Origin of the sequence: Mycobacterium aquaticum (genome assembly GCF_002086485.1) — a bacterium.
Classification (GTDB): domain Bacteria; phylum Actinomycetota; class Actinomycetes; order Mycobacteriales; family Mycobacteriaceae; genus Mycobacterium; species Mycobacterium aquaticum.
Genome location: NZ_MVHF01000051.1, coordinates 1 through 23,944, shown reverse-complemented (window position 1 = coordinate 23,944; position 23,944 = coordinate 1). Strand labels below are relative to the sequence as shown.

At 66.5% G+C, this 23,944-nt stretch carries 23 protein-coding genes; 5 read left to right on the top strand and 18 right to left on the bottom strand.

Annotation, left to right across the window (positions count from 1 at the left end):
- Positions 1 to 6: 6 nt before the first annotated feature.
- From BST13_RS32330 to BST13_RS32300, 7 genes are all read right to left on the bottom strand, one after another.
- A complete protein-coding gene (locus tag BST13_RS32330; protein WP_083169422.1) occupies positions 7 to 1,068 on the bottom strand; it encodes a pyridoxal phosphate-dependent aminotransferase in 1,062 nt (353 codons plus the stop codon).
- Positions 1,065 to 2,867, bottom strand: coding sequence for a fatty acyl-AMP ligase (locus BST13_RS32325; protein ID WP_083169420.1), 1,803 nt, complete (start codon positions 2,865 to 2,867; stop codon positions 1,065 to 1,067). The genes BST13_RS32330 and BST13_RS32325 overlap by 4 nt, the downstream gene beginning before the upstream one ends.
- Positions 2,864 to 3,133, bottom strand: coding sequence for an acyl carrier protein (locus BST13_RS32320; protein WP_083169418.1), 270 nt, complete (start codon positions 3,131 to 3,133; stop codon positions 2,864 to 2,866). Before BST13_RS32320 ends, BST13_RS32325 begins: the two co-directional genes overlap by 4 nt.
- A complete protein-coding gene (locus BST13_RS32315) occupies positions 3,130 to 4,164 on the bottom strand; it encodes a 3-oxoacyl-ACP synthase III family protein (RefSeq protein WP_083169416.1) in 1,035 nt (344 codons plus the stop codon). The genes BST13_RS32320 and BST13_RS32315 overlap by 4 nt, the downstream gene beginning before the upstream one ends.
- On the bottom strand, positions 4,164 to 4,859 hold the full coding sequence (locus BST13_RS32310; RefSeq protein WP_083169414.1) for an SRPBCC family protein: 696 nt from the start codon (positions 4,857 to 4,859) through the stop codon (positions 4,164 to 4,166). Before BST13_RS32310 ends, BST13_RS32315 begins: the two co-directional genes overlap by 1 nt.
- Positions 4,840 to 6,600, bottom strand: a complete 1,761-nt coding sequence (locus BST13_RS32305; protein ID WP_083169412.1) for a thiamine pyrophosphate-binding protein — start codon at positions 6,598 to 6,600, stop codon at positions 4,840 to 4,842. Before BST13_RS32305 ends, BST13_RS32310 begins: the two co-directional genes overlap by 20 nt.
- 709 nt (positions 6,601 to 7,309) lie before the next feature.
- Positions 7,310 to 7,555 carry a hypothetical protein gene (locus BST13_RS32300; protein WP_083169410.1) on the bottom strand — a complete coding sequence of 82 codons (246 nt, stop codon included), beginning with the start codon at positions 7,553 to 7,555 and terminating at the stop codon, positions 7,310 to 7,312.
- Between the two features lie 330 nt (positions 7,556 to 7,885).
- On the opposite strand from BST13_RS32300, the gene BST13_RS32295 reads away from it, so the two are divergent.
- From BST13_RS32295 to BST13_RS32285, 3 genes are read left to right on the top strand one after another with little or no spacing between them, the layout of a single operon-like run.
- Positions 7,886 to 9,205: a cytochrome P450 gene (locus BST13_RS32295; RefSeq protein WP_083169408.1), complete on the top strand. Its 1,320-nt coding sequence runs from the start codon at positions 7,886 to 7,888 to the stop codon at positions 9,203 to 9,205.
- 33 nt (positions 9,206 to 9,238) lie between these two features.
- On the top strand, positions 9,239 to 10,564 hold the full coding sequence (locus BST13_RS32290) for an FAD-binding oxidoreductase (RefSeq protein WP_083169406.1): 1,326 nt from the start codon (positions 9,239 to 9,241) through the stop codon (positions 10,562 to 10,564).
- Positions 10,565 to 10,608: 44 nt separating this feature from the next.
- Entirely contained in the window at positions 10,609 to 11,337 is a 729-nt protein-coding gene (locus tag BST13_RS32285) for an O-methyltransferase (protein ID WP_083169404.1), read from the top strand.
- Here BST13_RS32285 and xerD read toward each other — a convergent pair.
- From xerD to BST13_RS32255, 6 genes are all read right to left on the bottom strand, one after another.
- Complete coding sequence (gene xerD / locus BST13_RS32280) at positions 11,334 to 12,260, bottom strand: site-specific tyrosine recombinase XerD (protein WP_083169508.1); 927 nt, start codon at positions 12,258 to 12,260, stop codon at positions 11,334 to 11,336. The genes BST13_RS32285 and xerD overlap by 4 nt on opposite strands.
- A 53-nt stretch (positions 12,261 to 12,313) precedes the next feature.
- Positions 12,314 to 12,934, bottom strand: coding sequence for an NUDIX domain-containing protein (locus BST13_RS32275; protein WP_083169402.1), 621 nt, complete (start codon positions 12,932 to 12,934; stop codon positions 12,314 to 12,316).
- The gene (locus BST13_RS32270; RefSeq protein WP_083169400.1) at positions 12,927 to 14,693 is read right to left on the bottom strand and encodes a CTP synthase; all 1,767 of its coding nucleotides are present in this window, start codon (positions 14,691 to 14,693) and stop codon (positions 12,927 to 12,929) included. Before BST13_RS32270 ends, BST13_RS32275 begins: the two co-directional genes overlap by 8 nt.
- Before the next feature lie 163 nt (positions 14,694 to 14,856).
- Positions 14,857 to 15,795, bottom strand: a complete 939-nt coding sequence (locus tag BST13_RS32265; protein ID WP_083169398.1) for a copper transporter — start codon at positions 15,793 to 15,795, stop codon at positions 14,857 to 14,859.
- 14 nt (positions 15,796 to 15,809) lie between these two features.
- The gene (steA, locus tag BST13_RS32260) at positions 15,810 to 16,994 is read right to left on the bottom strand and encodes a putative cytokinetic ring protein SteA (protein WP_083169396.1); all 1,185 of its coding nucleotides are present in this window, start codon (positions 16,992 to 16,994) and stop codon (positions 15,810 to 15,812) included.
- Between the two features lie 100 nt (positions 16,995 to 17,094).
- Positions 17,095 to 17,613 (bottom strand): CGNR zinc finger domain-containing protein, encoded by a 519-nt coding sequence (locus BST13_RS32255; RefSeq protein WP_083169394.1) that lies wholly within the window; start codon positions 17,611 to 17,613, stop codon positions 17,095 to 17,097.
- 145 nt (positions 17,614 to 17,758) lie between these two features.
- Between BST13_RS32255 and BST13_RS32250 the strand changes: the two genes are divergently transcribed.
- Both BST13_RS32250 and BST13_RS32245 read left to right on the top strand, forming a co-directional pair.
- Positions 17,759 to 18,220 carry a VOC family protein gene (locus BST13_RS32250; RefSeq protein WP_083169392.1) on the top strand — a complete coding sequence of 154 codons (462 nt, stop codon included), beginning with the start codon at positions 17,759 to 17,761 and terminating at the stop codon, positions 18,218 to 18,220.
- 55 nt (positions 18,221 to 18,275) lie between these two features.
- Positions 18,276 to 19,118, top strand: coding sequence for a pyridoxamine 5'-phosphate oxidase family protein (locus BST13_RS32245; RefSeq protein ID WP_083169506.1), 843 nt, complete (start codon positions 18,276 to 18,278; stop codon positions 19,116 to 19,118).
- 16 nt (positions 19,119 to 19,134) lie between these two features.
- Here the strand turns inward: BST13_RS32245 and recN are convergent, their stop codons facing one another.
- From recN to BST13_RS32220, 5 genes are all read right to left on the bottom strand, one after another.
- Positions 19,135 to 20,898, bottom strand: a complete 1,764-nt coding sequence (recN, locus tag BST13_RS32240) for a DNA repair protein RecN (protein ID WP_083169390.1) — start codon at positions 20,896 to 20,898, stop codon at positions 19,135 to 19,137.
- A gap of 4 nt (positions 20,899 to 20,902) precedes the next feature.
- The gene (locus BST13_RS32235; RefSeq protein ID WP_083169388.1) at positions 20,903 to 21,826 is read right to left on the bottom strand and encodes an NAD kinase; all 924 of its coding nucleotides are present in this window, start codon (positions 21,824 to 21,826) and stop codon (positions 20,903 to 20,905) included.
- Positions 21,823 to 22,632, bottom strand: coding sequence for a TlyA family RNA methyltransferase (locus tag BST13_RS32230; RefSeq protein ID WP_083169504.1), 810 nt, complete (start codon positions 22,630 to 22,632; stop codon positions 21,823 to 21,825). Before BST13_RS32230 ends, BST13_RS32235 begins: the two co-directional genes overlap by 4 nt.
- 6 nt (positions 22,633 to 22,638) lie before the next feature.
- Entirely contained in the window at positions 22,639 to 22,848 is a 210-nt protein-coding gene (locus tag BST13_RS32225; RefSeq protein WP_083169386.1) for a hypothetical protein, read from the bottom strand.
- A gap of 77 nt (positions 22,849 to 22,925) precedes the next feature.
- Positions 22,926 to 23,732: a tetratricopeptide repeat protein gene (locus BST13_RS32220; protein ID WP_083169384.1), complete on the bottom strand. Its 807-nt coding sequence runs from the start codon at positions 23,730 to 23,732 to the stop codon at positions 22,926 to 22,928.
- Positions 23,733 to 23,944: the final 212 nt, after the last annotated feature.

Genomic DNA, 23,944 nt, shown 5'->3' with positions numbered 1-23,944 from the left:
GGCCTCCTAGAGCTTGTTCCGCAGTGCGGTCAGGACCGCCCCGGTTGATGACCGTCCGCCGATGGTGACGCGCACACCACCGTCGGGGTAATGCTTGACGCGCACGCCCGCGTCATCGAACACGTCGCGCCACGGCGTGCCGTTCGCGGGAAGGTAGATGAAGTTGGCGTGGGCCTCGGTGCTGGCGATACCCATCGCCCGCAGCCGCGACTGCAGGTTGCGCCGTTCCGAGGTGAGCAGCCGAATCCGTTGTCGTAGCTGGGATTCCGCTCGATACGACGCGGCCACCGCAACCAGGCTGGTGGTGCTCATGCCGAACGGCAGCTGCATCGCCCACAGTTTGGCGGCCAGTTCGCGAGACCCGAAGGCATACCCGATGCGCAGGCCGGCGAGCCCGTAGGCCTTGGAGAAGGTGCGGATCACAACGACATTCGGGAACCTGCGCACCAGATCCACCGAGTCGATGCGGTGGTCCGGGCCGACGAACTCCGCGTAGGCCTCGTCGATGAGCACGACGGTGTCACTGGGGATCCGCTGCAGGAAGGCATCGAGTTTCGCTACGGACTCCACGGTGCCCGTGGGATTGTGCGGCCGGCAGATCGCCACAACTTTGGCCTCCGTTGCCGCGTCGGCCATGGCATCCAGATCGTGGCGGCCGAAACTGTTGAGTGGCACCTTGATCGGCGATATCCGGACCATCGCCGAGATGATCGCGTAGCCCTCGAACGTCGGGTCCGCGAAGACGATCCGGTTGCCCGGGTCGGTGATGGCATGCAGCACCTGCAGCATGACGCCGGTCGCGCCCGGCCCGAGGATGACCTGCTCGTCGGAGATCCCGATGTGATCGGCGATGAGGTGACGCAACCGCTCGGGCAGGAACTCCGGATATCTGTTGGCCGCGTCGATCGATTCGATCAGCGCGGACCGCACCGCAGGCAGCGGTGGGAACGGATTCTCGTTGAGCGACAACGCCATCGGGTCCACGGCCATGGGTAAGGCGCCGATGTCCGCGTTCAGCGGGAGTTTGGTGACGCGCGGCAACGGCCGTGATTCAGCGACCACAGTCATGATTCCCTCCCACCCGCGCCAACAGCGCGATCGGCCGGTCGTTTGTTTGCGGACAGACGGGTATAGGTGGCCTTGGCAAGGGAAACCTGCCCCTTGGCCGCGTACCACATCAACCGCATGGCGGACACCTTCTTGGGCGCCGTGAGGGTTCCGGCCTGCCACTGCCTGGCCGATTCCCGCCGGCGCAGTTTCCCGCTCGATGTCCTGGGCAGTGTTCCCGGCGCGAGCAGCTCGACATGACTGGCCAGGATGCCGGTGCGTTCCCACACCCGCTTCGAGACGTCGCCTGCAAGGCTGGGTGGCGCCTCGGAGGTGGTCTCGACCAGCAGAGCCAGTGCTTCCTGCTCCTCGCCGGCCGGGACATAGCCGACCGCCACCGCACAGCCGGTGCGCACCCCCGGCAGTCCGTCCAGTGCCGCCTCGAAATCCTGCGGGGCGTGGTTGGCGCCCCGGATGATCACCGTGTCCTTGGCCCGCCCGCACACGAACAGCTCGCCGTCATGGACGAAGCCGAGGTCTCCGGTCTCAAGCCAGCCGTCGTGCAAGGCTTGGTCGGTGAGATCGGGCCGGCCGAAGTACCCCGCCATCACACTCGGCCCCTTTACGAAGATGCTGCCGACCTTGTCGGCCTCCATCGCCCGGGACATGTCGTCACGGACCTCGATCTCGACCCCGGCCAGCGGCCGGCCCACGCTCACGAGCTCTTTGCGTCCTGGTGCCACCCGTCCGGAGTAGGCCAAGGTGTCGGCTTCCACACCGAAGGTTCTGAACGTGGTCCTGGGCGGCTTGAACGTCAGAGCCAGTGACGCCTCGGCCATCCCGTAGCAGGGCGTCAACGCCAACGGATCGAAGCCCCAGCGCGAGAACCGCTCGGCGAAGCGGCGCTGCACGGCGGCCACGACGGATTCCGCACCGTTGAAGCACACACTCCACGACGACAGGTCCACCCCGTCGAGCTCTTCGTCCTTGATCCGGTTGACGCACAGGTTGAATGCGAAATTGGGAGCCGCGGAGTAGGTACCGCGATAGCGCGAGATGGCCCGCAGCCAGGCGGCAGGCGTGGTGACGAACAACTCGGGTGGAAGCAGCACGAGTGATGCCTCGATGTAGAACGCCGACAGCAGATTCCCGATCAAACCCATGTCGTGGTACAGCGGTAGCCAGGACACGCCCACCGGGGTTGCGGTGCCTTCCTCCGCGAGCCGGGTGTCGATCGAGGCGAGGTTGGACAACAGGTTGCGGTGGGTCAGCGCCACAGGCTTGGGATCGTGCGTTGTGCCAGAAGAGAACTGGATCAACGCGACGTCGTCGGGTGCCACGTCGACCTGGTCGGCGTCCGCACCTCCCAGCTCCGATGCGGTCACGCAGCCCAGCCGAGGCGCCGCGGCCTCGACCGCGACACCGAGAAACCGGCGGATACGGTCGTCGGTCACCACCAACGCCGCGTCGACCGACTGCAGCATCGCCGTGGTCCTGCGGTGGTATTCGTCCATCTTGCCCAGGCGGACCGGCGGGTACAGCGGCACGGGAATACCGCCCGCGCATAGCACCCCGAAGAAGCAGTCGACGAACGCGGGGCAGGTCGGCAACACGAGCGCGACCCGATCCCCTTTCCGCACACCGCGTTTCATCAGGTCCGCGGCGATCGACAGGGTCCGCTCGTGGACCAGCGCCTTGGGCACCTCCTGGTCCTCTTCTTTCGCGTTGACGAAGAACAGGCTCAGATCGGTGTGCGCCGCGGCCGCGAGCGCGGCAGGGAGTGTCTCGTGTTTCGGGACTACGGCATCAGGGCCTTTCATGACTGCTTCTCCGTGATGCGGCGCAACACGAGTCGACCGAGGTCTCCGACGGTCAGCAGCTCATCGGCGTCATCGGCATCAAGGTCGATCTCCCAGCGGTTCTCGATCCGCAGGACCAGCGACATCACCCGCAGCGAATCCAATCCGCCGTCGAGCAGCGAGGAGTCGGCCGTCAGATCGGGAATCGGCATCTCGGCCCTGATCATCGCGATGATGTCGTCGGTCACCGCGGTCAGACTCGGCGCCTGCTCCGTAGGAGATGTCATTGTGGCCTCCCGCCCCATTGAATGGCGGCAGCGCCTGCGAAATCCCCGGCGTGGGCGAAGCCCGCCATCATCACGACGTCGCCGCTCTTGACCTCGCCGTCGTTGATCGCGGCCTCCAAGTTGGCCGGTATGCCGACCGCGAAGAGATTGCCGCACTGCCCGAAAGTGTCACGATGCCGCTCGCGTGGCAGTTCAAGTGCTTCATCCCAGTTGCGCAGCAACAGCCGATTGGGCTGGTTGGTGACCAGCAGGTCGAGGTCGTTGGACTTCACCCCGATCCGCTCGCACACCGCCTTGACCACCTGGGGCACCTGGCGATTGCCGCGCGAGAGCACCTTCATGATCTTGGCCTCGTTGAACCCGACGTAGCCCTGCCCCGGCCCGGCCTCCCACCACTTTCGCGGCGGATCGGTGTCGAGGGTCATGTCGACGGCGTTCTCGCCGAAGAACCGGCATTCGATGTCCAACACCGGGGACTGCTCGGAGAGCGCGACCAGGCCCACCGCGGCCCCGTCACCCGGAACCGAGGCCTGCGCGAGCTTGACGACCTGATCCTGTTCGAAGATCTTGCCTGCGGCGTTGACCGAAGCAGCGATCAGTGCGGTACGGCCCGCTCCGGACCACATCAGCTGACGCGCCAGGCTGAGCATGTAGACAAACGCGGCGCACCCGCCGTTGTGCACGTCGAGGATCCACTTGGGCTTGATGCCCAGCCGGGCGGCCGTCTCACCGCCGGCGCCGACGATCGGCAGATCGGGCATCTGCGAATGTGTCAGCAGGATGTCGACGTCATCGAGCATGCCCCGGCCGTGCCTGGCCGTGAGTGCCGAAACAGCCTGCTCGATCATGTCGACGTTGGATTCCTCGAGTGCCGAGTGATGGCGGTACTCCGGCGGCGCGAACATCGGATTGTCGCGCAACGTATCGGTTTCCGCGTGATCGGCATACCACTGCGCCGGCACGCGGTTCTCCGGTAGGTAGGTCGCGATGTCGAGCAGGCTGACGGCCGGGGCGCGCGTGGTTCTCACCATCAGCCGACACTCGTCTTGTGCCGGCTGGACTCCCGCATCCAATCCGGGGTGATGGGCAACCCGTTGTGATGCCGGTACTCGGCGATGGCCTTCAGATTCCGCAGTTCCAGCAGATGACCGGCGCCGAACATGTCCCAGAAGTCACCGACCCATACCGGCCGCCCTGCAGGCGCAGTCTCCGGATAGGGGTTGTGGTCGTAGAACGGATGATGGCAATTGGTCCACAGCACAACCGATCCGGGCTTGTTGAGCACCAGTTGCGCGTCGACGACCCGCATCAGATAGATCATCCACAGGTGCTTGCCCTGATCCCACGCGCAGTGGTAGTCGACTGTTCGGGCTTCTGGGTTGGCCACCGTCCTGGTGTAGATCTCGGTCTCCGAGCCCAGTTTGTCCCACGCGAGCCACAGGCCCGATTCATCGGTCTCTTCGAACCCGCGCAAACTGTACGTCCACTCCTCGAGACAGCGCGTGTCGGAGAGGTACTCGTACAGTGCGTCGGGCGGGCAGTCGATGTAGTCGTTGACGGTGCAGTATTCACCGAACACCTGGTCGTGTGGATACACCGAGTGCATCATCTCCAGGATGATCGGAGTCGCCTTGTCCCGCGGCGACGTCTCGATGCGGTGGACCCCGGGGATGGCATCGGAGCTGCCGGAATGGGTGGCGATATCGTCAAGCGCTGGCAGGGACATTGACCGTGCCCTCCTCTTCTGTTGATTGACTGTGTTGGGCTGCGGAAGTACCGATCGCCGTGAGAAACGGTGCGAAGGGCGGGATTTCGTCCGCAGAGCATTCGATACTGACGACCGAAGGGCCGTCGGTTCCCAACGCGTCGGCGAGCGCGGCGGGCAGTCGGTCGATGGCGGTGACATCTGTCGAGGCCAGGCCCGGGAACATCGCTGCCAGGCCGGCGCCGAGCCGACTGGGCGAGAATCGGTTGTAGCTGTAGAGATCGTTGTAGTAGAGCTGCTCACGGGTGACGCACATGGCGTGGGCGTTGTTGTTGAACAGCACCACGGTCACCGGCAGGCGGTGCTGAATGGCGGTGTGCAACTCCATCCCGTGCATGTAGAAGGATCCGTCACCGGCGATGATCACCGTGCGCTTGCGATTGGCGAACGCCATGCCGATGCCCGCGCCGAAGCTGTAGCCCATGCCGCCCATGCCCAGCGCGACGACGAACCGCCCGCCGCGCCGCACCGGCAGGTAGTGCACCGCCGAGGCCCCGGTGTTGCCTGCATCGACGACGATGTTCACCCCGTCCGGTAAGGCCCGGTCGAGCGCAAGCATCGCGTCGCGGTAGCGGACGCCCTCGTCGGAACACCATGGCGGGGCAAGTTCGTTGTGCGGCACCATATCCGGCACCCGGACACCGAGCGGCCTGCCGTGGCCGGTGAGCGCACGAGTGAGCCGGTTCAGTGATGCCCGCAGATCTTCTGTGTGCACGTGGGTGCACGGCAGGTACGGCGGGGCCGACCCGATCGACAGCGTGCGCGTTGAACCGAGCGCGGCGTCCAGCCCGGTCCGGGCCATCACCGGCATCCGGGTCCCGACCAACAGACACACCGCACTCTGCGCGACCGCCTCGACAGTTCCCGGGTGCCCGATCACCCCGGTGACCCCCAGCGCCGACGACGAGCCCATACCGGGTGTGCCCGCGACGTCTTTCGCGTCGGGTACGCACGCGACGCGTGCCCGCAGGACGGACCGCAGCTGCTCCAGTTCGGCGCGCGCGTCATCGCGGGCCACCTGCTCGCCGGCGATGATCGTGATCGGCCCGTGCGCCTTGCGCAGCGCGCGGACCAGCGGATGCGGATCCCCCACCTGCCGCTGCCCCAATGCCTGGCCGTTGTGCGATTTGGGCCCACTGAAACCCAGTGGTTGTTGCTGGATGTCTTTGGGCAAAAGCAAGACCGCAGGACCGCCGGTGCGAGCCGCGGCGACGGCCCGCGGCAATGCGGTGACGATGTCGGCGGGCCGCAGCACCCGTTCACAGCTCACCGACACCGCGCCGAACAGTGCCTCGGCGTTCAGCGAACCCGCGCGCCCACTCGTGTCCTGGAAACTGCCCCTGCCGTCGAGCGCCGTGGGCGCCTGGCCGACGAGCGCCAGAACCGGAACCCGGCTGGCGAGCGATTCTCCGAGCCCGGGGATCAGATTCAGACAGCCGCCGCCCGATGTGGCCATGACAACGCCGAGACCTGCACCGCTGCGGCTGTACCCGTCGGCCATGGTCGCCGCGGAGAATTCATGCTTGGCGAGCACCGCAGTGATGCCGTCACGGAAGTATGCGGCGTCGTACAAATCTTCGATGTTCGCGCCGTCCACACCGAATATATGGGACACCCCGCCCGCTGCCAGGTAGTCGACGATGTGGTCGACGACGCGGTACACGGCTGGACGTTCAGATACGCCCCTTACTGAAGCTGTCATATTTCACCCTCGGGTCAGCGATGTGAAACAAACGGCGACAGTCACGATCCCCGTTCGCGATGTCGCGGAGAGCAACAACATACAACGCTATGCAGGCTATATATAAGCGAAAACACAGCGTCGACATTCCGATCGTTTCGCGTGCAAAGACCTGGTTGTAAGACGGGCCTTTCAAGATCAGTGGGCCAGGCTGTAGAGCTGGCTCTTTACCTATCGGTAGCAATACTCCGCAGGGCAGGAGTCATCCAAACAAGGCGCACTTCACGCGTGCGCTGGCAGACGCTCTGACCACTGAATACCGGTATCTATTTGCGTATGCAACGAACGCCTCGTTGAAGTTCTCGCAACCAGGCAGCAGTCCGCAACTGAACCGTTTCGACGAGGGCCGACCGCCTCCACGCGGCAGCCCTCACAGCCCAGGCGGAGCGGGGGCCCCGACGCTGGCACACCATCTGCGCAGGTCTTTTTCAGCGATTTCTGTGCAGATTCAAATTGATGACCTAGCTTCGGATCGCGCCGGGCGGGTATCCACCAACGAGCCGGCGGAAGAGGTTGAGCATATTCGGGCCGTTGAGCGAACTATTGACACGTGGGATCTCAGGCCCAGCGGCCGCCCGAAGGGGCAAGGCTGCATGTCCACCTCTTATTTGCTGTCTTAACGATTGCCCGACGCGGCACACGTGTGCCATCCTGTATCTCGCAAATCACCTCAGGTGCCCGATCGGGCAATCCGACAGGGAAAGGTGAGGGAAATGTCGATCCTGATTATGCATTCATCCAGCCCCGCACCTCCCTGTGCAAATTCGCCATTTATCACGTTAATTTTCGCGAACACCGCAAAACCAATCAAATTAACCGCCATGAAAATTTCCCTGTCTATTGCATTTGAGAAACCGGCGGCGAATTCTGCGAATTCGATCGCCGCGGTCGGCATCAGGACGACAGCCGCACCCACATCGGCGCGCGGAACTTTCGACCGTGCCCGCCGAACGCACCCAGGCATGACGCTCGGCTCCTGCGCAACGCCGTCAGATGCTGCCGCTAGCTGCGGAAACGCTCTCCGGACCGACGTTGTACAGGCCCGCCGAGCCAATGATCAGAGCTCCGCCGAAGGAGCCGTCGGCACGCGCAAACTCGGTTACCAACGCGCAATTTCGCATCCATTCCGGCTACCTCCAACGAGTACCAGCCTGCGCCTCAACACTGAGCACCCAGGTGTGACCCAAATGAGACGGTTTCGCAATCATGTGGATCGTTGCCAAACCCTGTCCGGAAGGTTGCGGCAATGCAGACTCAGTTGATCAAGTCGCCCGCCGGACTGCTCCGCGCGGCCGCTGCCGGGGTCGATCCGGTCGGGTTCTTCCACCGGCACGCCACGGGTCCCAGCCCCTTCGTACTGACCTTTCCCGGTCTCGGAGAGGTGAAGTTCTTCGGCACTGCCGATGCCGCCCGCGACATCCTCACGATGCCGGCAGCCCAATGCGAGGCGCCCACGCCGAATCCGATCGAGCCCGTGGTGGGACCAGGATCGCTGATCCTGCTGTCCGGTGAACAGCACCACCGGGAACGCAGCCTGTTGATGCCGGCATTCCACGGCGAGCGGGTCAAGAAGTACAGCGACATCATCGCCTCGGCGACATGCGAGGAGATCCGCAACGTCCGGCCCGGGGACTCGATCGCCGTGCGGCAACTGGCCGTCGCCGTCACCCTGCACATCGCCATCCGGGTGGTGTTCAGTGTCGCCGAACCCGACCGGCGTGCCATGTACACCGAGGCGATCACCGCGTTGATGCGGGCCAACACCGCGCCGCTGATGCTCGTTCCCGCGCTGCGCCGCGAACTCGGCGGCCACGGACCGTGGGCCCGGTTGCTACGGCTGCGCGACGACCTCGACCGCCTGCTCTCCGACGACATGGACAGCCGGGCACGCGGTGGCCTCGCCGGTGCGGACATGCTCGACGTGTTGTTGTCCGCAACCGATGACTGCGGACGCGGGCGCAAGGGCCAGGGCATGCACGATCAGCTCAGGACGCTGCTCGCCGCGGGCCACGAGACGACCGCCACCTCGATGGTGTGGGCGCTCTACCACATCTTCCGCGACGAAAGGCTGCGGCAACGGGTCGCCGACGAAGTGGCCCAAGCTCACACCCCCGCCGAGATGGTCGCGCTGCCCTACCTGGGTGCGGTCATCAAGGAGGCCTTGCGCATGCACCCGCCGGTGCCCATCGTGCTGCGGCGGCTGATCGATCCGCTGACCATCGGCGGCGTCGACTGCAGTCCCGGCGACGTCGTCGGAATCGCCTTGTACGCACTACACTTCAACCCGGATATCTGGACCGCCCCCGAGCAGTTCCGCCCCGAACGATTCCTCGACTCACGGGTCTCGCCGTTCGAGTTCGCCCCGTTCGGCGGTGGCTATCGCCGGTGCATCGGTGCGGCGTTCGCGAACTCCGAACTTTCCATCGCGATTGCGACCATCATGAAGACATTGGAACTGCGGATGCCTGCGCGCGACCGCGCCCGCCCCGCACCACGCAGCGTGGCGCGGGGAATCGCCGTGGCCCCGGCACGCGAGGTCGCCCTCGACGTGATCGACCGCTATTGAGTCCACCCGTCCGCCGCCGGTACTGGAGGTGAAATGTCAACAGACGCACGACAGTTCCGTCGAGGCGCTGACGGCTATGAAGAGGCGCGTCGTGCCACCGTCTGGAACGGTCTGGTGCCCGACCGCTACCCCGACCTGATCGTCCAGGCCCACGATGTCGACGACGTCGTGGCCACGGTCACCGGCGCCCACGGACCCATCAGCATCGTGTCGGGCGGACACAGCTGGGCTGCCAGCCACCTGCGCGACGGCGGCACGCTGCTCGATGTCAGCCGTCTCGACCACTGCGTGATCGACGCCGAACGCATGTCCGCCGTCGTCGGGCCGGGAAAGGTGGGCAGTGAGCTGGCCGCCGACCTCGACAAGCTCGGCCTGTTCTTTCCCGCCGGGCACTGCGAGGGCATCTGCCTCGGCGGGTATCTGCTGCAGGGCGGATACGGCTGGAACAGCAAAGTGGTCGGACCGGCATGTGAGAGCGTCATCGGAATCGACGTTGTCACCGCCGACGGCCAGCGGATGTATTGCGACGCCGACGAGAACTCCGACTTGTTCTGGGCCGCACGCGGTTCGGGTCCCGGATTCTTCGCGGTGGTGACCGCCTTTCATCTCCAGCTGCACCCGCGTCCGGCGGTCTGCGGCAGCTGTCTGTACATCTACCCCGTCGAAGTGCTCGACGACGTCTTCACCTGGGCCCGCCGGATCAGTCCGGAAATCGACGACCGGGTGGAACTACAGATCATCACGTCACGCAATCTGCCTGCTCTGGGGCTCGAACACCCGACCATCGTGGTGGCTTCCCCGGCATTCGCCGACACCGAAGCTCAGGCCGAAGACGCCCTTTCCATCCTGTCGAGCTGCCCGGCCGTCGACCGCGCAATCGTCAAGATCCCTTACACCACCACCGATTTGGCCGGATGGTACGGCGCGGTGATGAGCAATTACCCGACCGGGCACCGCTATGTCGCCGACAACATGTGGACCTCGGCGTCCGCGGAGGATCTGCTGCCGGGCATCCACCGGATCATCGAGACCATGCCGCCGCCCCCGTCGCACTTCCTCTTGTACAACTGGAGCCCGTCGCCGGCTCGGGAGGAGTTGTTCTACGGGCTGGAGGACGAGATCAACATGGCGCTCTACGCCGTGTGGCCGGACCCCGCCGATGACGAACGCTACCGCGACTGGCCGCGTGACAACATGGCGGCCATGGCACACCTGGCCACCGGAGTCGGCTTGGCCGACGAGAACCTCGGTAGACGACCGGCCCGGTTCGCCACTGATCAGAACATGGCGCGGCTCGACATACTGCGTGCCAAATACGATCCGGAAGGACTGTTCAACAGCTGGATGGGACGGTTGTGAGCTGGCAGCGCCACGCTCCATTTCTTCGACCGTCCTTTTGGCGCATGGCATTTCACCAGCGCAACATCTTCACCGTCGGCCAGATCGGTGACGGCCGTGAGGCCGCCGCGGCCCGCTACGTCGTGGCCAACGCCCGTCGCGGCGATCCCGACGACGTCATCGCCACGATCGACCGCTTCGCCTACGAGGAATCGTTCCTGATCAACGTTGGCGACGAGAAGGGCGCGCTGCTCGACGCTGCGGTGGTTCGCGCACAGCCGCGGCTCGCGTTGGAACTCGGCACCTACTGCGGCTACGGTGCCCTGCGCATCGCCCGGGCGGCGCCTGCAGCGCGGGTGTTCTCGGTCGAACTGGCCGCGGCGAATGCCGAAATCGCGCGCAGCATCTGGGCTCACGCCGGGCTGGCAGACCGCACCACGTGTGTGGTGGGGACCATCGGCGACGGCGGGCGCACCCTCGATGCGCTCGCTCAGTACGGATTCGGCACGGGGACACTCGATTTCATGTTCATCGACCACGACAAGAGCGCGTATCTGGCCGATCTGCGCAGTGTGCTGGACCGAGGTTGGCTGCGCGCTGCGCACGCGAGCAATGGAGGAGGCGGCGCAATCGTGGTCGCCGACAACGTCAAACTTCCCGGGGCACCCGACTATCTGGCGTACATGCGCGCTGAACAAGGCGCGCGGTGGAACACCGTCGAACACAAGACCCACGGCGAATACCAGACCCTGCTGCGCGATGTGATGCTGGAGTCCGAATACCTGGGCGGCTAACGGGCCCGCGGATGCGCACCGGCCCACACCTCGCGCAGGGTGTGCACGGTGACCATGGTGTAGATCTGCGTGGTGGTGACCGAAGCGTGCCCGAGGAGTTCTTGGACGACGCGCACGTCGGCACCGCCGTCGAGCAGGTGCGTCGCGAACGAGTGCCGCAGCGTGTGCGGTGACACCGCGGAGGTGATCCCGGCACGCTCGGCCGCGTCCTGCAGCACCTGCCACGCGCTCTGGCGCGACAGCCGACCGCCGCGGGCGTTGAGAAAGATCGCCGGGATGCCGCGGCCGCGGCGGGCCAGGTCGGGCCGCCCGCGCACCAGGTAGGCGTCGAGGGCGCTGATGGCGGGGCGGCCGATCGGGACGAGCCGTTGCTTGCCGCCCTTGCCGTGCAGCAACACCGACCGGTTGTGGGTGTCGATGTCGTCGACGTCGAGCCCGACGGCCTCGGAGATGCGCGCCCCCGTCGAGTACAGCAGCTCGAGCAACGCGCGGTTGCGCAGCGTCAGCGGACCGTCCGCCTCGCTCTCGCCGCCTGCGGCGTCCAACAACGCCAGTACCTCGTCGAGCGTCAAGCTCTTGGGCAGCCGACGGCTGGGGGTGGGTGGCCGAACCTCGCGAGCCACATCGAGCTCGGTGAGACCTTCGGCGGCGGCGAACCGGTGCAGTCCTCGGACCGCGACGACTGCCCGTGCTGCTGACACGGCCGAGAGCGCGGCCTGCCCGGCGTCCGGGTCACCGCGGCGCAGCGCGACCAGAAAGTCGCTGACGTCGGACTCGGCCACCTTGGCCAGGTCCTCGATACCGCACCCGTGCAGATGCTCGGCGTACCGGCGCAGATCACGTCGATAGGAGCTCAGGGTGTTGGCAGCGACTCCCCGTTCGACCGTCAAATGGTCGAGGTAGCTGCGGATCTGGGTCTCCAGCACCGACGGCGCGACACCTGATGGGCCGGTTGCACGGAGCGGAGACTGCAGCGTCACTGCAGGCCTTTGCGCCGCCGAAAAGCCGTCGGCCGATCGGTCCACGGGGCGTCGACCGTACGCAACGAGTCCATGTCCGCCATCGTGTGAGCGGCCAGGATCCCGGCCACCGCAATGGAATTCACGATCTCACCGGAGAACACCCGGGACACCGCCTGTGCCAACGGCACTCGCTCCACACGCATGTCGGCTTCTTCGTCGTGTGCCTCGGGCCGGTCGATGTGGCTCAGGCCGGTGGCCAGGAAGATCCGCACGCTCTCGTCGGAGAACCCCGGCGTGGAGTCCAGGTCGACGAGCACGCGCCAGTTCGCGGCGACCAGGCCGACTTCCTCTTGGAGCTCGCGGGCCGCGGTGACCTGGGGTGGTTCGCCACCGAGATCCAGCAGCCCGGCGGGCAGCTCCCACAGTCGCCGGCCCAGCGGGTGCCGATATTGGTACACCAGCACCACATTGCCGTCGTCGTCGAGTGCGACAACGGCGACCGCACCATAGTGCTCGACCACCTCACGCCGGGCAGATCCGCCGCCCGGCATGCTGACCTCATCGGCCCGCAGGGCGAAAATATTTCCGACGTAAACGGTTTCGCTTGCGAGCGTCTCGAAGTCGTGTTCAGCCACGGATCTCCGATGTCTCCAAGGAGCTGTCGAGCGACTCGTCTGAGGCTTCGGTCTCCTCGGTGTACGACTCGGGCAGGTCCATACCGGGCAGCCGTTCCTCGGCCTTGTAGGCAAGCGCGGCCCCGATGAACGCCGCGAACAGCGGGTGCGGTCGGGTGGGCCTGCTCTTGAGCTCCGGGTGCGCCTGAGTGCCCACCAGGAAAGGATGGACCTCGGGCGCGTACTCGACGAACTCGACCAGGTGACCGTCGGGCGACGTGCCCGAGAACCGCAGACCGCTCTTGGCGATGCGATCCCGGTAGGCGTTGTTGACCTCGTAGCGGTGCCGGTGCCGCTCGGACACCTCGGTGGATCCGTAGGCCTGTGCGACCACTGAGCCCGCTTGCAGAACCGCCGGGTAGGCACCGAGGCGCATGGTGCCACCGAGGTCAGCTTCTCCGGACACCGCGTCCTGCTGGTCGGCCATCGTGGAAATCACCGGGTCCGGGGTGACCGGGTCGAACTCCGCGGAGTTCGCGCCGGTGATACCGACGGTCCGCGCAGCCTCGATCACGATGCACTGCAGCCCGAGACACAGTCCCAACACCGGCAGCCCGCGCTTGCGCGCATAGCTGATGGCGCCGATCTTGCCCTCGATACCGCGGATGCCGAACCCACCGGGAATGAGCACACCGTGCACGTCCGACAGGGCTGCCGCAGCTCCGCTCTCGGTCTCGCAGTCGTCGGAGGCCACCCACCGCATCTCCACCTTGGCGCGATGCTTGAAGCCGCCTGCGCGCAATGCCTCGGCTACCGACAGGTACGCGTCGGAGAGGTCGATGTACTTGCCCACCAAGGCGATCCGCACGGTCTCCTGTGGATCGTGGACGCGACGCAGCAGGTCGTCCCACTCCGTCCAGTCGACGTCCCGGAAAGGCAGGTTCAACCTGCGCACCACATAGGCGTCGAGTTCCTCGCGGTGCAGCACCTTGGGGATGTCGTAGATCGACGGTGCGTCGGGCGTGGAGATCACACCGTCGACGTCGACGTCGCACATCAGCGCGATCTTGTTCTTCAGCGGTTCGGGCACGTCGCGGTCACAGCGCAGGATCAGGGCGTCGGGAGTGATACCGATGCTGCGCAACGCGGCCACCGAATGCTGGGTGGGTTTGGTCTTCAGCTCACCGGACGGCGCGAGGTAGGGCACCAGCGACACATGCAGGAAGAACACGTTGTCGCGACCCACGTCGTGGCGGACCTGGCGGGCCGCTTCGAGGAACGGCTGCGATTCGATATCGCCGACCGTGCCGCCGATCTCGGTGATCACCACGTCGGGCCGGACCCCCCGGGCGTCCGGCTCGGCCATGGCCAGGATGCGGTTCTTGATCTCGTCGGTGATGTGCGGGATCACCTGGACGGTGTCGCCGAGGTACTCACCGCGGCGTTCCTTGGCGATGACCGTCGAATAGACCTGGCCCGTGGTCACGTTGGCCGAGCCCGATAGATCGCGATCGAGGAAGCGCTCGTAGTGGCCGACGTCGAGGTCGGTTTCGGCGCCGTCCTCCGTGACGAAGACCTCGCCGTGCTGGAACGGGTTCATGGTGCCCGGGTCGACGTTGAGATACGGGTCGAGCTTCTGCATGGTCACCTGCAGTCCACGCGCGGTCAGCAGCTGACCCAGGCTTGATGCGGTCAGACCCTTTCCGAGCGATGACACCACACCACCAGTGACAAAAAGATGCTTGGTGGCGGTTTGCGGGTGCTTGCGTAAGGGGGGCAAAAACAACCTCCGTGACGACGGGCAGGGGATCGCCGAACTGGCCTGGGGCCTGCCGACCCACGGAATCTCACCTTAACACCGTCGCCGACAAGCCGTCGCAGACGCACCGCGGACGCGAGGAGCAAATCAGGTACCGCGGACGTGAGGAGCAAATCACGTGCCGCTATTGCGGCAGGGTGACCGACGCCGCACCGCGGCCCGTGCCGTACTGACCTGGGCGCCCGCCACCAGCGAGTTCGCCGAGGGCGAGCACGGTAGTGATCTGACCGGCGCTGGTGTCGGCGTCGTCGACGGTGCTGACAGCGCCGGTGAGACCGGCATCAGATCTGACCACCGCGACCGGGCCGGTGCCCGAGGCCGAACCGTCCCGGCCGACCAGGACGACACCGGATCCGTGCGGAGCCAGTCCGGCGGCCAGCCGCGCGACGGTGGTCCCGCGGTTGCCGCCGTCGTCACCCAACGGCCCTCCCGTCACGATGATGGCTGTGTTGGCGGCGCCGACGTGCCCGTTGTAGCTGAGGAAGCCGGTATCGCGCAGCGCGGTCAGCACGGTGTTGCGCTGGGTGTCGTCGACCGGTGGAACCGTCGGGTTCTTGTCGATCAGCAGCGCCATACCGAGGAGGTCGCCTGCCTGCGAGCCCTGGTCGAGGGCGACCGTGTTGAGCTGTTTGCCCGCGGGCACGACCGGCGAATTGACCACCGAGAGCAGCTTGTCGGCGGAGTTGGCCTCGACGAACTCGTTCGTCATCGACACCGCCCCGCTGACGGTGCCGCCGGCCTGCCCGATGATGCGCGCGATCGCGTCGACATCGCCGTCGGCCGCGTCGGGCGTGCGGAACAGCACCACGGACTTGTCCTTTAGCGCGTCACGCACCATCCGCGGGGCCAGTTGCGCATCGAATTCGCCTGCGGCGGTGAGCTTTTGGTTAAGGGCGTTCTTGTCTTCAGTGAGCGAATCGATCTGGTGCTGGAGCTGCTGTTTGTCGTCACGCAAACCGGAGAGCACCGTGTTGGACAGCAGCCCGGACCCGAGCGCGACCCCGATGGCCAGCGCCAGGAACACCGCCGCCAATGAGATCGCGTGTGCGCGTAGGGAAATCACAGCTCAACCGTCGACTAGCTGACCAGGCCCTGCACCCAGGTGACGAACTGGTGCCAATAGTTGGCCACCCAGTCGAGCACCGCGGTGTCGGCCCGCGACACCCACAGCGCGACGATGACGGCCACCAGCATGGCCAGCACCAGCAGCGCGATCGCACCGCCGGACACGCGGCTGCGGTAGAGCGTTGCCACCGCCTTGGCGTCGACCAGCTTCTCCCCCACCTTCAGCCGGGTCAGGAACGTCGACGGGTTGCTGGCCTGCCGGGAGCGGTCGAAGAACTCCTCGATGTTGGCGGCGTGGCCTGCGGTGACGATCAGCGACGCGCCGTGGTGGTCACACAACAGCAGCGCGAGGTCGGCGGCAGACCCGGCGGCCGGGAACGTCATCGCGCCGATCCCGAGATCCTGGATGCGCTCGAGACCGGCGGCGTGGCCGTCGGCGTCGGCGGGCAGCACCACCTGAGCGCCGCAGCGCAGTACCTCCACGCTCAGCTTGTCCGGGTCACCGACGATGAGCGCCGGCCGGTACCCGGCCTTGCGCAGGACGTCGGCGCCGACCCCGACACCGACGAGAACCGGCTGGTACTCCTTGATGAACGGTTTGAGGGCCCTCAGGTCCGCGGCGGCGTTGGGTTCCTCGGCGACGATCACGACGTGCCTGCGGTGCAGGTCGACGTCGACGTCCGGGATGCCGATGCCGTCGATCAGCAGCGGGCTCTCGCTGCGGATGAACTCGATGGTGTTGCCGGCGAAGGCTTCCAGATGTGCGACCAAACCGCTCTTGGCCTCGTGCATGAGGTCGTGGATCTCATGGTCGGTGCGCTCGGTGCCCAGTGCGAGGCGGCGGTCACCGGCGTACACGCCGCCGTTGTGCAACCGCACGCGCGCGCCGTCTTTGACCTTCTTGAAGATCTCGGGACCGGCCTCGTCGATGAGCACCACGCCGTTGGCGACCAGCACCTCTGGTCCGAGGTTGGGATAGCGGCCGGAGATCGAGGGAGATGCGTTGACGACCCCGGCGACATTGGCCTCGACGAGTGCGTCTGCGGTGATCCGGTCCAGGTCCTGGACGTCGAGCACGACGATGTCCCCGGCACCCACGCGGCGAAGCAGTCGATCGATGTCGCGATCCACCCGGGCAGTTCCCGTGATCCCCGGGCGCGAACTGGCATTGCGGGCAAGCAGCGCTGACATCTTCATGCGCCGATTCTGTCGGGGATCAACGGGCAAGCCACGGAGGCGCGCCGTAACATCAGCCCCAGAAGTGAGCTTTAGTCACATCTGTAACAACCAATCGGTCTCAATCGCGCTTCGCGGCGTAGTGCCGTGCAGCCTTCGCCCGATTGCCGCAGAGCGCCATCGAACACCACCGCCGCGCGCCGTTCTTCGAGGTGTCGTAGAACCACAGGACACAGTGCTCGTGCGCGCACTGCTTGATGCGATCGGGCGCATCCCCGAGCAGGCTCAACAGGTTGTCTGCCGCCAGCCATGGCGCCAGCCACGGCTGCGGTACGTCGGCCAGTTCCTGCGGGCCGGATTCGCCGAGCGTCCGCCGGATTCGGCCGCGGTCGAGCACGGCATTGAGGTCGTCTGTAGACCGGTGCTCGACCACCGCCAGGATCGCCTCGCGCGTGGCCACCAGCGCACTCCGAACCTCGTCGTCAGCCTGGCAGCGATCGGCGAGGCCATTGGTCGCCAGCCAGCACCGCACCCCGTCCACATCCGAGAGCAGGTCCTGGAGCCCGTCGCTCGACATCCACCGCGTGTTCAGCAGATCCAGCGCCGTGGGTTCGCCCAGATGGGGGCGCGGATCGCGCATACCCGACATTAACGCCCCTCCTTCCGTGGCGAACGGAACCCCGACCAGCTAACCAGTCAAATAGGTTTCACCGGTTGACATCCAATCGACATTCTGCCTAACCTTCTTTTGTCATTTTATCGGTTATACCTCTTGGAGGAGCGCGATGACCACCGCCATCACCCCCCGCCTCGCCACAGGCCATGTCGGGCTCAACGTCACCGACCTCGAGCGGTCGATCGAGTTCTACCGGCAGGCACTGGGTTTCGAGCCGCTCCGCATCGTCACCGAGGAACAACACCAGTACGCGTTCCTGGGCTCCGAGGGCGTACTTCGGCTCACCCTGTGGCAGCAGAGCGACGGTAACTTCTCAGCGAATACACCTGGCCTACATCACCTTTCGTTCCAAGTCGACACCATCGAGCAGGTCAGGGCGGTGGAGGCGGTACTCAAGGAGCACGGGGTTCCCTTCGCGTACGACGGCGTCGTCGCACACGAGGACGGCGCCGCATCGGGTGGCATCTTCTTCACCGACCCGGACGGCATCCGCCTCGAGGTGTGCACGCCGAGCGGCGCGCAGGACTCCCCGGCACCGACCGGCTCGGCGCCCAGCTGCGGCTTCTTCTGAGACGTCTCCGGTGAGCGGCCTCTATCACTCAGGTGAGCTCGCGGTTCAGCAGCGGATGGGCCAAGCCGAAATCGCCGAACGCGTCGGCCGGATGGTCCGCAAAGAGATACCCGCTGCCGCCGCGGCCTTCCTGACCGAACAACCCTTGGTCGTGCTGGCCGCGGCCGACGACGCGGGCCGGATGTGGACCAGCCTGATCGCGGGACAGCCCGGTTTCGTACGCGCCGACGACGCGCGAACCATCACGATCGGCGGGCTACCCGCTGCAGGCGACCCGCTGCGCGACGCCCTGCAGAACACGCGCCCCGTGGGTTTGATCGCCGTCCAGCCGCAGACGCGACGACGCATGCGAGTCAACGGAACAGCCGAGCCGATCAGCGGCGGCGTGCGCATCCGCACCGCGCAGGTGTACTCGAATTGCCCGAAGTACATCACGCGCCGCCACGTCGAGGCGGTGCAGCCGCCTTCGGTCCCGCGAGCCCGCCGCGCGACAGTTCTCTCCGAGGCTCAACGCAGAACGATCGCCGCGACCGATACGTTCTTCATCGGGTCCGCCGACGTCGAAGGAAACCCCGATGCATCGCATCGCGGCGGCAATCCCGGTTTCCTCCAAATACTTTCGCCGACACGACTGCGGTGGCCGGATTACCGGGGCAACTCGATGTTCATGACGCTCGGCAACATCAGCGCCAATCCCCGCTGTTCCCTGCTGATTCCGGACTGGCACACCGGCGCCACCCTTGCGCTGGCCGGAACCGCCGAGATCGTCTGGGAAGCGGAGCCGGCTGCCGGTGCTCAGTGCTGGATCGACTTCACGGTGACCGAACTGGTGGAACTCAGCGATGTGAGCTCGTTGCGCTGGGGCGCAGCCGAACTCTCCCCGGCCAATCCAGCCTGACCGCAGGCGTGCCCCGTCAGGGCGCAGTGCGTTCCTGCTGCGCTGCTTCCAGTAGTTCCCTGGCATGGGCCCTGCCGCTGTCGGACTCCCCCAGGCCCGCCAGCATCCTGGCCAGTTCCGCGACCCGTTCGTCGTCATCGATCCGCCGCACGCCGCTGGACTTGCTGCGCCCGTCGCCGGCATCGACCAGAAGGTGCGCGTCGGCATAGGCCGCAACCTGCGGGAGGTGGGTGACGACGATGACCTGATGGGTGCGGGCCAGCCGGGCCAGCCTGCGGCCGATCTGCACGGCCGCGCGCCCGCCCACACCGGCGTCGACCTCGTCGAACACCATCGTGGTGCCCTCGGCCGAAGCCGACAACACCACCTCGAGTGCGAGCATGACGCGGGACAGCTCACCGCCGGATGCGCTCTTGGTCAACGGGAGAACATCGGCCCCTCGGTGCGCGGTGAAGCCGAACTCAACGGCGTCGACACCATCGTGACCGGCGTGCACGACCGTCCCGTCCGGCAGCGTCACCGGCGAGGAGTCGTCAGCCCGAGCGGGCATCGGGGTCACGTTGATGCTGAAGATCGCGTTGGCCATGGCCAGGCCGGCCAGTTCCGCCGTGACCGCCTTGGCCAGACCCTTGGCGGCCTTCACCCTGACCTTGGTCAGCTCGCCTGCAGCCGCCACCACCTGGCCTTCCAGTTCGCCGACGCGGCGCTCCAACGTGGCCAACGTCTCCTCGGACACGTCGAGCTGTGCCAGCCGGTCGGCGGCGTCGCGGGCCCAGGCCAGCACCCCATCGATATCGGCCGCGTACTTGCGGGTCAAGGTGCGCAGCTCCGCCTGCCGCGCCAGCTTGGTCTCCAATGTGCTTGCATCGCTGGGCAATTCGTCCAGGTAGTGGCCGAGCTCCGCGGTGACGTCGCTGATCACCACGACCGCTTCGGCCAACCGGACGCCCAATGCCTGCAGCGACGCGTCATCCGTGGACTCCAGAGCCGATTTCGCCTGGCCCACACCGTCGGTCGCCGACATCGCATCCGGCGATGGATCGTCGAGCGCGCCGGACAGCGCCACCCGCGCCGTCTGCGCGGCCTCCCTCAGCGCGTCGAGCTCAGAGAGCCGTCGGATGTCGGCGACGATGGCCTCGTCCTCACCGGGCTGCGGTGCCACGGCCTCGATCTCGTTGATACCGAAGCTCAGCCGGTCGGCCTCCTGGGCGAGTTCGCGCGCCCGTTGCCGACGATCGATCAGATCCTTGCGCGCGAGCTGCCATTCCTCGCGGATGCGGCGATACCGCGCCAGCAGCTTGTCGACGTCGGCATACCGGTCGAGAGCCACGCGCTGCTCGTCCGGACGCATCAATCGCAACTGATCGTTCTGTCCGTGCAACGTCAGCACCTCAGCGGTGAAACTGCTCAGCGACTTCGCCGGAACGCTGCGGCCGCCCAGATACGCCCGCGAAGGCCCGGCCCGGCTGACCGAACGCGCGGCGATCACCGTTCCGTCGTCGTCACGGTCCGCGCCGGACGATTCCAGCAGCTCGTCGACACGCAGCGCCACGTCGGCGCCCAGTTCGGTGGTACTGAAACGTCCTTCGACGACGGCGCGGTCAGCGCCCGACCGCACCCGAGTGGCATCTGCGCGGGCACCGCCGAGCAGATGAAGGCCCGTGACCACCATGGTCTTGCCCGTGCCGGTCTCGCCGGTCAACACGGTAAGCCCGCGGTCGAACTCGGCGGTGGCAGAACTGATCGCGCCGAGCGATTCGATTCGGATCTCAGCTAGCACGTGCCTACTTCCCCCGCCAGCCTCGGACCGGCAGCTGGAATTTGCGCACGAGCCGGTCGGTGAACGGTGCGCTGTCGAGCCGGATCCACTTCAGCGGTGTCCCGCATCGGGTCACCTCCAACCGGCCGCCGGCGGGCAGAACCATCTCCCGGCGACCGTCGCAGAACACCAGGGCGTCGTGACCGCCGGCCTCGATCTCGATGGCGATCGACGCGTCCGGGCTGGTGACCATCGGCCGGGCGAACAATGCGTGGGCGTTGTTGGGCACCACCAGGATCGCCTCCAGGTCCGGCCACAGCACCGGACCACCCGCGGAGAACGCGTACGCCGTGGACCCGGTGGGTGTCGAGACCAGCACCCCGTCGCAACCGAACGCCGACACCGGCCGGCCGTCCACTTCCAGAACTACGCCGAGTACCCCGAGCCGGGGTCCCTTCTCCAAGCTCGCTTCGTTGAGCGCCCAGCCCCGGTTGATGATGTCGTTACCGACGCGCACCGACACATCGAGGGTCATCCGGTTCTCGATCCGGTAGGCCCGGTTGATGACATGGTCGAGCACGTGATCGATGGCCTCGGCTTCTGCCTCGGCCAAGAACCCGATCCGCCCGAGGTTGACGCCGAGCACCGGGATCTCCACATTGCGCGCCAATTCGGCGGCGCGCAGGAAAGTGCCGTCACCACCCAGGACCAGTACCAGCTCGCAACCCTCGGCGGCACGTTCGTCGGGGTCGACCACCTCGATCTCGACGCCGAGCGCGCGCATGTCGTCGGGAGCCAGGTGCAGCGGACCCCGGTCGACAGCTTCGGCTGACAACACCCGCAGGCCGATCCCGTTGGCGCCCAGCACTTTTTCGACTCGGCGGGCGACCTCGGTGGCCTCATCGCGTCCGGTGTGTACCACCAGCAGTATCGTGCGCTCGCAGGTCATTGCGGGCCCTCCTCGACCGCTCGCTGTACCGCCTGTTCCAGCGATTCACCGTGCAGTGGCTCGTCTGTTTCGGCGCGCAGCCGCAAAAAGTACTCGACATTGCCCGACGGTCCGGGAAGCGGGCTCGCCGTCACGCCGACAGCATGCCAGTGCAATTCCGCCGCCCTTCGGGCGACCGTACACACCGCCTCGGCCCGCAATCGCGGGTCGGACACCACCCCGCCCGCCCCGACGCGATCCTTACCGACCTCGAACTGGGGCTTCACCATGGGAACGATATCGGCGCCTGGTCGGGCGCATGCGGTGAGCGCGGGCAGGACAGTCGCCAAGGAAATGAAGGACAGGTCGGCCACGACGAGATCCACCTGCCCATCGATGGCCTCAGGCGTCAGCTCACGGACATTTGTGCGTTCGATCACCCGGACCCGGTCATCGGAGCGCAGAGACCACGCCAGCTGCCCGTAGCCGACATCCACCGCGACCACCTCGGAGGCGCCCCGGTCCAGCAGCACCTCGGTGAATCCGCCCGTCGAGGCGCCGGCATCCAAACACCGCCGATCCGAAACGTCGAGCCCGAACGCGTCCAGCGCGCCAATCAGCTTGTGGGCGCCGCGCGACACCCAGCTGCGCTCCTGGGTTTCGGCGACGACGATATTGGCGTCGACCGTGATGGCTGTCGCCGGCTTGGCGGCTGGCATGCCGTCGACACGAACCCGGCCTGCGGCGATCAACTCCGCCGCCTGCTGGCGTGACCGGGCAAGCCCGCGTCTTACCAGCTCGGCGTCAACACGAGCCCGACGAGCCACCGCCACTCACCTACCGGGCTCGGCACTGCCGCCGGCGGCACCCCTGTCGACCGACTCCAGCGCGGCCACCAGTACTCCGTGAGCCTCTTCCAGCCGGGACGCCACAGCCTCGATCTCTTCGATGGGCACGTCGGCGCCGTCTGCGTCGCCCATGTCCGGCAGCTGCGCGAGCACGGCAGCGACCAGCGCCCGCACCTGTTCTGGATCGGTAGTCATAGCGCTTGTCACGCTAGTCGATGGATGTGGACAGCAACGACCACCGCTGCCGCGCGTGCCGGGCAAGCGTCATCACGTCAGGCGAGTTCCGTTACCCGGTCCTCGGCGTCGGTGACGCCATCCACGTCGGCCGCAGCCGCATTGATGAACCACTGCAGCGCCTCGTCCGAGCGCTTGAGCGCCAGCAGCGTGTCCGCGTAGACGTAGAACAACCGCGCCGCAGTCTGTCCGGTCTGGGCCGGATCCAGTTGCGGGGTCGAGAGAATCGCGAGGGCTTGTTCGAACTGGCCCAGATCGGACCGGGCTCCGGCGACCACGATGCGCAGCTCGTCGGCGTCGTCGCCGGTGAGCGCGGCGGCCTCGTCACTGCGGGCCAGCTCGATGGCACGTTCCGGGCGGCCCACACCGCGTTCGCAGTCCGCGATCATCGGCAACAGCGCCGACTTGCTGCCCATTCGACGGGCGGCACGCAGCTCGGCGAGCGCCTGGGCCCAGTCGCCGGCGTGGTATGCGGCGATGCCCACCGCTTCTCGAACCGCGGCGATACGCCCGGCCCGGTTGCGCGCAGCGCGGGCATGCGCCAGCGCCGCGTCGGGATCCTCATCGATCAGATTGCCCGCCGCAACCAGATGGCGCGCAACATAATCCGCGGTGGCCTTGTCGAGGGTGATCAGTTCCCGCCGGACCTCGGGCGCCAGCTGCTTGGCCTCGATATCGGCACCGAGTAGCGGTACGTCTGATCCCCGTTGATCATCGGTGCGCGGCTGCGCGCCGCGCGCACGGTTGGGACCGGACGAGCGCGGAGCCGACTGCCGGCGCTGACCTTGGCCGCCCGATGCACGCCGCGGCCGACGCTCGCCGCCGCCTTGTCTGTCTCCGACCACGTGTGCCTTTCTGCCTACCCTCCCGCAAAGGATACTGGCAGGCGCGAAGCCGACATAATCGTCGAATTCGGGAATGGTGTGGGTAATTTGGGTGTGGATATGAGAATCGCCCCCCACCGGTGGTGGGGGGCGATTCTTAATGTGTGTTCGGCGGTGTCCTACTTTTCCACCCGTGTGGGTAGTATCATCGGCGCTGGCAGGCTTAGCTTCCG